Annotated in this window: 5 protein-coding genes; 3 read left to right on the plus strand and 2 right to left on the minus strand. The window is 73.5% G+C overall.

Features of this window, described 5'->3' with window-relative positions:
* Positions 1-214: 214 nt before the first annotated feature.
* On the minus strand, positions 215-1,162 hold the full coding sequence (locus ACFWA9_RS25400) for a terpene cyclase (RefSeq protein WP_380389983.1): 948 nt from the start codon (positions 1,160-1,162) through the stop codon (positions 215-217).
* 291 nt (positions 1,163-1,453) lie between these two features.
* Here ACFWA9_RS25400 and ACFWA9_RS25405 point away from each other — a divergent pair, with 291 nt between their 5' ends.
* Both ACFWA9_RS25405 and ACFWA9_RS25410 read left to right on the plus strand, forming a co-directional pair.
* Complete coding sequence (locus ACFWA9_RS25405; RefSeq protein ID WP_380389985.1) at positions 1,454-4,444, plus strand: ATP-binding protein; 2,991 nt, start codon at positions 1,454-1,456, stop codon at positions 4,442-4,444.
* 351 nt (positions 4,445-4,795) lie between these two features.
* Positions 4,796-5,878, plus strand: coding sequence for an aldose epimerase family protein (locus tag ACFWA9_RS25410; RefSeq protein WP_380389986.1), 1,083 nt, complete (start codon positions 4,796-4,798; stop codon positions 5,876-5,878).
* Positions 5,879-6,031: 153 nt separating this feature from the next.
* On the opposite strand, the gene ACFWA9_RS25415 is transcribed toward ACFWA9_RS25410, so the two are convergent.
* Positions 6,032-6,538, minus strand: coding sequence for a GNAT family N-acetyltransferase (locus tag ACFWA9_RS25415; RefSeq protein ID WP_380389988.1), 507 nt, complete (start codon positions 6,536-6,538; stop codon positions 6,032-6,034).
* A gap of 311 nt (positions 6,539-6,849) precedes the next feature.
* Here ACFWA9_RS25415 and ACFWA9_RS25420 point away from each other — a divergent pair, with 311 nt between their 5' ends.
* Complete coding sequence (locus ACFWA9_RS25420) at positions 6,850-8,127, plus strand: extracellular solute-binding protein (protein WP_380389990.1); 1,278 nt, start codon at positions 6,850-6,852, stop codon at positions 8,125-8,127.
* The last annotated feature ends 126 nt before the right edge of the window (positions 8,128-8,253 follow it).

Below are 8,253 nucleotides of genomic sequence, written 5' to 3' on the forward strand. Positions count from 1 at the left end.
GAGGGTGCGGCCGTGCACGCGGGCGGGCGCCGCCGGGGCGCCCGCCGCTGGGCGTGTCGGACACGCCCTGGCACACTAGCCGCGGACGGCGCCCCGCGGCTACCGTCCGTGCGGGAGGGGTCCACGGAGGGTGCGCGTTCCGGCCGATTCCCGCCACGGCCGGGGCCGGGGTCGGGCGTTCCGGGGCCGCCCGGCCGGCGCGGGGCGGTCCGGTTCAGGCGGACTGGTACCGGCCGGTGCGCGACTCCCAGCTGAGGTAGCCGGCCAGCCAGGTGACCAGGCCGTCGGCGTACCGCCCGGCGATCGCCCGCTCCACCCGGGCCAGGCCCAGCTCCCGGAAGACGTCGGGGAGTTGGGCGTGCAGCTGGCGGCAGCGCTCGACCATCAGCTGGGCCTCGGCCATCACCACGGCGCAGGCCTCCTCGGCCGAGCAGCGGCGCTCCCGCTGCACGATCATCACCAGGTTGTTGACGTCGCCGCGCGGGGCCTCCAGGGGGAAGGACCGGACGTCGTTGCTGAGCGAGGGGATGTCGGCGGCGAGCTGGCGCAGTTGGCGCAGGACCGGGTGGTGGAGCACGGCGGCGGGCACCTCGAAGTTGCCGAGCCGCTCCACCATGTCGAAGATCGTCTCCATCGCGGCGGTGCCCCGCCTGAGCACCAGGTACCCGTCGCGGTCCGGCGGGCGCGCGGAGATCCGTCCGGCGGCCTCGGCCGGGTGACTGGCCAGGTACCACTCCCAGTTGTAGGCCGCGCGGGCCTGCCAGCGGGCGGGCATGCCGCGCACGCTGCGGTCCCAGAGGTCCGCGAACGCCGTCTCGACGGGGGAGGAGGCGTCGGGGCGGCCGCCGTGCAGGACGGCGATCAGCCGCTCGCAGATCGGGGCGACCTCGGTGGGGCGCCGGCCCAGCGGGCCGTCGAACTGGTCGTCGAAGAGGAAGTAGAAGCCCATCAGGTCGGCGGCCAGGGCGAGTTCGTCCGGTCCCGAGTCCGGGTAGCCGAGGGCGGCGAGGTCGACCACGTCCCAGTGGGCGTAGGAGGGGTGCGCCGGATCCGGGAGCAGCGGATGCCGGGTCAGCCAGGCGCGGTGCAGCTCGGCGGCGTGCGGGCCGTGCGGGCTGCGGCGGTGCGGGAACGGAATCTGAAGTGAGGTGTCGTCAGACATCGGACTCCCGGTGCGGCGGAGGGTGGGGGCGCTGGCGGTACTCGTGCTGATTGTGGGGGAGTTGGTGTGGCGGGTTTCCATCAGGGGGTCCCGCAAGGAAGATCAACTCGGTGGGAATGCCGTAGAGTATCGGATGCAATGATCGGACGTTAGGGATATAGGGCAATTGCCCTGGGCAAGCCGTCCGAACCCTCAATCTCGGCCCCAGCCTGCGCGAATGCTGCGCAACGCGCCCCCAGCGGCGCTAATCTCGGCTCCACGGGCAGGGAACGGTGAGGCGGAGGCACGACGGTGACCGAGCAGCGACACGAACTTCGGGCGGAGGCGGCCGGCGCGGAGAAGCAGGACGCGGATGCCCTGTCACCCCGGGTCAGGCTGCGCGACCGCGACGCCGAACTCCGGTCGGCCGAAGCCGCGGTGGAGAAGCTCTGCCGGGAGTTCGCGGCCGGCGGGACCGAGATCGGCGAGCTGCTCACGTTCTCCGGCCGGCCCGGCATCGGCAAGACCAGCCTGCTCCACGAGGTCCGCCGGATCGCCAAGCTCCGCGAGGGCGCCACGGTGCTCTTCGCCCGCGGCGGCGAGCGCCAGTTCAACGAGCCCTACCACGTCCTGCGCCAGCTGCTCCAGCCCGTCCTCGGCGACCTCGCCCCCGACGAGTTCCGGCAGGTGATGGGCACCTGGGAAGAGGTCGTCGGACCGGCCATGGGCCTCAAGCAGCCGAAGAGCGGGGCCCGCCGACTCGATCCGCAGGGCGTGCGCGACGGCCTCGACTACGTCCTCACCCAGCTCGCCCCGCGGCGCGCCCCGCTGGTGATGATCGTCGACGACCTGCACTGGGCCGACCTCGAGTCGCTCGGCTGGCTCACCCAGTTCGCCGTCCGGGCCCGCGAGTTGCCCGTCCTGCTGGTCTTCGCCTACCGGGAGGACGCCGCCGACTGGCAGCCCGAGGCCCAGGACCAGCGGTGCGCCGTCACCGGACTCGCCACCCGCCGGCACGAGCTCAGCAGGCTCTCGCTGGTCTCCGTCACCGACATGATCCGCGCCGAGTTCGGGGCGAAGGCCGAGGACTCCTTCTGCTACGAGTTCTGGAACGTCGTCAACGGCAATCCCTACGAGGCCGTCGCCCTGCTCGACCAGGTCCGCGACCAGGCGCTCGAACCGGTCGAGGAGAACTCCCAGCAACTGCGCGAACTCGCCGTCGACGCCACCGGGATGACCCTCAAGCGCTGGCTGGACCGGCTCGGCGCGACCACCCTGCGGTTCGCCTGGGCCGCCGCGATGCTCGGCACCGACATCCGGCCCGAGCTCGCGGCCCGGATCTCCACCCAGAGCGCCGAGGGCTCCCGCGAATCCATCAAGCAGCTGCGCCGCCAGCGCGTCCTCACCCAGACGCCCAACGGGAACCTGGAGTTCGTCCACCCGCTGATCGGCAGCTCGATCTACAACACCATGCCGGAGTCCACCCGCACCGGGATGCACGGGGTGGCCGCCGCCGAGATCGAGAACGCCGGACTCGGCCTGCTCGCGGCCTCCCGCCACCTGGTGGAGACCTTCCCCGGCGAGGGCGACGACCGCACCGTCCGCAAGCTGCGCCGGGCCGCGCAGGAGCACCTGATGATCGGCGCGCCCGAGGCCGCCCAGCGCTGCCTGCACCGTGCGCTCGCCGAGCCGCCGGACGACGAGGACCGCGCCGAGGTGCTCTACGAGCTCGGCTGCTCCGCCCTGCTGACCGACCCCGGCGCGACCGTCAACCAGCTGCGGCTCGCGCTCGACCCCGACGAGGGCCCGCTGCGCCCCGCCCTGCGGGTGGACGCCACCTTCCGGCTCTCGGAGGTCCTCGCGCACAGCGGCCAGCTCGGCGAGGCCGCGCGGGTCTGCCAGGAGGAGGCCGAGCAGACGGTCGGCGACCCGGCCGGTCGGCTCCGGCTGGAGGCCGCCTCGTTCATGTGGCACGCCTACCGCAAGTCCGAGGAGGACGGGCCGGGCCGCTCGGAGCGGCTGGGCGCGCTCTGCCGCAGCCTCACCGGCCGCGAGGCCGCCGACCGGGCGGTCCTCGCGTTGCGCGCCTGGGACCTCACCCTGCGCGGCGAGCCCTCCGCCGAGGTGCTGCGCCACGCGGACCAGGTGCTCGACCAGGGCCGGCTGCCCAAGGGCCTCGGCTGGACCGACAACACCTGGGGCTTCGAACTGCCCGCCACGCTCGGTCTCTCGTACACCTACAGCGACCGCATCGCGCAGGCCGAGCGGCTCTTCGGGGACGCCATCGTCCAGTTCGAGGTGGCCGGCTGGAGCGGCGCGCACCGCGGCTTCGCGTACTTCCTGATGGGCCTGGCCCGGTTCCGCCGGGGCCTGCTCGCCGAGGCCGAGGACTTCCTGCGCCGCGCGCTGCGGCTCTCCGAGCGGATCGGCCCCAAGCTGCCGCTCGCCTGGGACGCGGTCGGCGTCCTGGTGGACACCCTGATCGCCCGCGGCCGGATCAACGAGGCCTGGGAGCTCGCGAGCGGCTTCGGGTTCAGCCCGCCGTACCACGAGACCGCGATGGTGCTGCCGGACGCGGCCTCGCTCTACGGCAAGCTGCTGCTCGCCAAGGGCCGCAACGCCGGGGCCGCCGCCGCGCTCACCCAGGCCGGTGCCCAACTGGACGCCCGGGGCTGGCACAACACCGTCTGGGCGCCCTGGGCCGGCCACCTCGCCATCGCGCTCGCGCAGGACGAACCCGACAGCGCCCGCGCCTACGCGGAGCGGTCCGTCCGCGACGCCCGCCGCTTCGGCACCGCCTCGGCGATCGGGACCGCGCTGCGGCTGCACGCCCAGATCGAGGACGGCCAGCAGGCGGTGGAGCTGCTGGAGCAGGCCGTGCGCCACCTCGGCCAGTCGCCCGCCGGGTACGAGCACGCCGTCGCCCTGGTGGAGCTCGGTGCCGCGCTGCGCCGGGTCGGCCGGCTGGAGGACGCCCAGGAGTACCTGTACCAGGGCATCGAACTGGCCCAGCACTGCGCCGCCGACGGCCTGGTCGAGCAGGCCCGCCGCGAGCTGGCCAACTACGGCCTGCGGCCCAACCGGCTGGCGGACGTCCGGGAGATCCTCAGCCAGCCCGAGTGGGACGTCGCCCGGCTCGCCGTCCGCGGGTTGCCGGCCCAGCGGATCGCCGAGGAGCTGGGCGTCCACCTGAGCCTGGTCAACCGGCGGCTGGCGGCCGTCTACCGCAAGGCGGGCAGCGGGCCGGACGGCCTGGCCTCGGCCCTCGGCATGCCGCCCGAGCAGCCCGGCAGTGCGGACTAGCCCGGCGGCACGGACCAGTACGGCACCAGGGACCAGTACGGCACCAGGGATCAGCACGACAGGACGAACCAGCACGACAGGACGAACCAGCCCGGCGGTACGGGCCGACGCGGCGCCTCGGGGAGCGGCGGGTCGGCCCGGTACCCCGGGGCGGCGCGCGCGACGCGGCGGAGCGTCGGAGCGGCGCCGCGCGAGGGACCGGCGGACGGGAGTGGGACAACGGCGCGCGGGGGCGACATGAGCGCCCTCGCCACCGGCCCGCTGACTAGGCTGGCCCACGGGGCTGCGGGCCCCGGACGGACCCGGTACCAGGGGCCGCGGCACGCCGCGGCCGTCAGTGAGGAGCAGGACATGTCGACGCCCCCGGCGAACGGCTCGCAGCCGACCAGCGTGCGGCACGAACCCCTCGAACCCGCGGGCGCAGGCGCCGCGATCGAGCGCTGGACCCTACGGGCCGGCCCGTACGAGGCGAGCGTGCTGACCCTCGGCGCCACCCTGCACACCCTGAGCGGCCCCGACCGGGCCGGCCGGACCGGGCAACTGCTGCTCTCCTCCGACCGGTTGGCCGAGATCCTCGGCCCGGCCCGGCACTACGGCACCGTCGTCGGCCGCTACGCCAACCGCATCGACGGCAGCAAGGTCACCATCGACGGGGAGGAGCACCCGCTCGCCCCGACCGGCGGCGGCATGACCCTGCACGGCGGCCCGGACGGCTTCGCCCACCGGATGTGGGAGGCCGAGGAACTGCCCACCGGTGTCCGGCTGCGCCTGCACAGCCCCGACGGCGACCAGGGGTTCCCCGGCGCGCTGGACGTCACCGTCGACTACACACTGAGCTCCGCCGGCGAGCTGACGATCGCCTACCGCGCCGTCACCGGCCGGCCGACCGTGATCAACCTGACCAACCACGCGTACTTCAACCTCGCCGGCGAGGGCAACGGGGACATCCTCGGCCACCTGCTCACCCTCGACGCCGACGCCTACACCCCGGCCGACGAGCGCCAGATCCCCTACGGCCGCACCGAGCCGGTGGCCGGGACGCCGTTCGACTTCACCGTCGCCCGGCCGATCGGCAAGTCGGTGCACGACGAGCACCCGCAGCTGACCGGCCCCGGCGGCTACGACCACAACTGGGTGCTGCGCCCGCGTCCGGCCGACGGCACCCCCGCCCGGGCGGCGCTGCTGGAGGAGCCGGTCGGCGGCCGCACGCTGGAGGTACTGACCACCGAGCCGGGGCTGCAGGTCTACACGGCCAACAAGTTCCAGGGCGCGGTGACCGGCGCGAGCGGCGTCCCGTACGGGCCGTTCGCCGGGATCGCGCTGGAGACCCAGCACTTCCCGGACTCCCCGCACCACCCGGACTTCCCCAGCACCGAGCTGCGGCCGGGGGAGGAGTTCCGCTCGACGACCGTGCTGCGCCTCGGCGTGAGCTGAGCCGGCCCGGTGGCGGGCGGCGCGGGGCCCGGGGCGGCCCCCCGGACCCCCGGGTCGGCCCCTGGCCCCCCTAGCCCGGCCGCTCGCCCCCGGTGAGGCCGCTCGCCCCCGGAGCCCGGCCCGGCCGCGCCATGAGCCGGCCGGGCGGGGCCGTCAGCGTGCCGGGAGCTCCCGGCGCATGCAGAGCCGGGGCCAGCGGTCCAGGCCGTGCTCGGCCTCCCGGCGGCGGATCTCCCGCAGGCCGGGGGTGATCTCGCCGTCGGCGAGCGGCCGGAAGCCGCAGCGCGCGTAGTAGGGCGCGTTCCACGGCACGTCGGCGAAGGTGGTGAGGGTCAGCGCGGGCGCGTCGGTGCCCGCCGCGAGGTGCTCGATCAGCGCCCGCCCGATCCCCCGCCGGGCGTGGCCGGGGTGGACCGAGACCTGTTCGATGTGCAGGGCGCCGTCCACCGGCTCGGCCAGCAGGTACGCGACGGGTGTTCCCCCGGCGCCGGGCGCGACCAGCGCGACGCCCTCGTCCAGGTAGCGGGCGAGTTCCTCCGGGGTGGGCGGCTCGTCCTCGGCGATCTCCGGCATCCCGATGGCGGCGAACGGCGCCCCGGCGGCCCGTTCCAGTGCGCACAGCAGCGGCAGGTCTTCTCGCGTGGCGGCTCGGATCAGCATCCGTCCAGTCTGCTGCAAGGGCCTTGCCGCAACCCAGCGTATTTTCCGACAGTCGGGTAGCGGGGCAAATGGGACATAAAGAAGCTTGAGGATCTTCGCCTGTCAACTACCGTGCGGCTACGTCCAGGACACGTGGGCGTAACGATCGGCGATTCTTGCAGAAACTTGCTGCAAGGACTTTCGGTGACGATTGCGCCGCTGTTAACTTCCTTCCCGAGCCCGACCGCGGCAACGGTGCGGTCGGGACGAGGCAGCCATTATGCGCCTGTCTCACACATCTCGGGCACCCCCACCCCTCCCAAGGAGTTCTCATGCGGCGTGGCATCGCGGCCTCTGCCCTCGTTGTGGCCCTCGCGGTCTCGATGGCTGCCTGTGGCAGCAGCGGCTCCAGCTCGGACGGCAAGGCCGACGGGCCGGTCACCCTCACGTACTGGGACACGTCCAACGCGACCAACGAGGCGCCGAACTACCAGGAACTCGCCAAGAAGTTCGAGGCTGCCAACCCGAACGTCAAGGTCGACTTCGTCAACGTGCCGTTCGACCAGGCGCAGAACAAGCTCCAGACCGCCATGGGGGCCAAGGGCGCGCCGGACGTCTTCCGCGCCGAGGTCGGCTGGACCGCCGCCTTCGCGAAGGCCGGCTACCTGGAGCCGCTCGACGGCACCCCGGCCGCCGTCGACTCCGCCGCCTTCCAGCCCACCCTGGTCCAGCAGGCCAAGTACGAGGGCAAGATCTACGGCATCCCGCTGGTCACCGACACCCTGGGCCTGCTCTACAACAAGGAGCTCTTCACCAAGGCCGGCATCACCGCCGCGCCGAAGACCTGGGACGAGCTGAAGACCGCCGCCGCCGCCGTCAAGGAGAAGGCCGGTGTGGACGGCTTCTGGCTGAAGGCGGCCGACGGCTACTACGCGATGCCGTTCCTGTTCGGCGAGGGCACCGACACCGTCGACGCCGCCGGCAAGAAGATCACCGTCACCTCGCCCGAGGCCGTCAAGGGCATCGAGACCTACAAGTCGATGTTCACCTCGCCGGGCACCGCCAAGGCCGACGTCACCACCGACGCCTACGCGCACATGATGGACGCCTTCAACAGCGGCAAGGTCGCGGCGATCATCCAGGGCCCCTGGGAGATCACCAACATCTACAAGGGCTCCGCGTTCGCCGACAAGACCAACCTCGGCATCGCCCCCGTCCCGGCCGGTTCCAGCGGCAAGGCCGGCGCCCCCACCGGCGGCCACAACATCTCGGTCTACGCGGGCGCCGACAAGGCCCACAAGGCCGCCGCGGAGAAGTTCGCCGCCTTCATGACCTCGGCCGAGAGCCAGGCCTTCATCGCGCACAAGAACTCCACCCTGCCGACCCGCGCCGACGCCTTCACCCCCGAGGTCAAGGCCGACCCCGGCATCGCCGGCTTCCAGGCCGTGCTGGACAGTGCCCGGCCGCGCCCCGAACTGCCGGAGTACAGCTCGCTGTTCGCCTCGCTCGGCACCAACCTCGGCAAGGTGGTCCAGGGCACCGGCACCCAGGACGGCCTGAACACCGTCGCCACCGACTACGCCAAGCTCCTCCCGGGCTTCGCCAAGTAGTCACCCGGCCGTGGGGGCCCCCCCCCCCCCCCCCCCGGGCGCGGCGGCCCCCCCCGAAACGGCGTTTCCGGGGCGTGGCGGGCGGGGGCCCCACGGGTGGGGTTGGAGAGACTGTAGGGGCCGGGG

Source organism: Kitasatospora sp. NPDC059973 (genome assembly GCF_042737525.1).
Lineage (GTDB): Bacteria > Actinomycetota > Actinomycetes > Streptomycetales > Streptomycetaceae > Kitasatospora.

What these genes read in the sequence shown, in the direction of transcription:
- ACFWA9_RS25420 (WP_380389990.1), top strand. Translation starts at nt 6,850, where the DNA reads ATGCGGCGTGGCATCGCGGCCTCTGCCCTCGTTGTGGCCCTCGCGGTC.
- ACFWA9_RS25400 (WP_380389983.1), bottom strand. Translation starts at nt 1,162, where the DNA reads ATGTCTGACGACACCTCACTTCAGATTCCGTTCCCGCACCGCCGCAGC.
- ACFWA9_RS25410 (WP_380389986.1), top strand. Translation starts at nt 4,796, where the DNA reads ATGTCGACGCCCCCGGCGAACGGCTCGCAGCCGACCAGCGTGCGGCAC.
- ACFWA9_RS25415 (WP_380389988.1), bottom strand. Translation starts at nt 6,538, where the DNA reads ATGCTGATCCGAGCCGCCACGCGAGAAGACCTGCCGCTGCTGTGCGCA.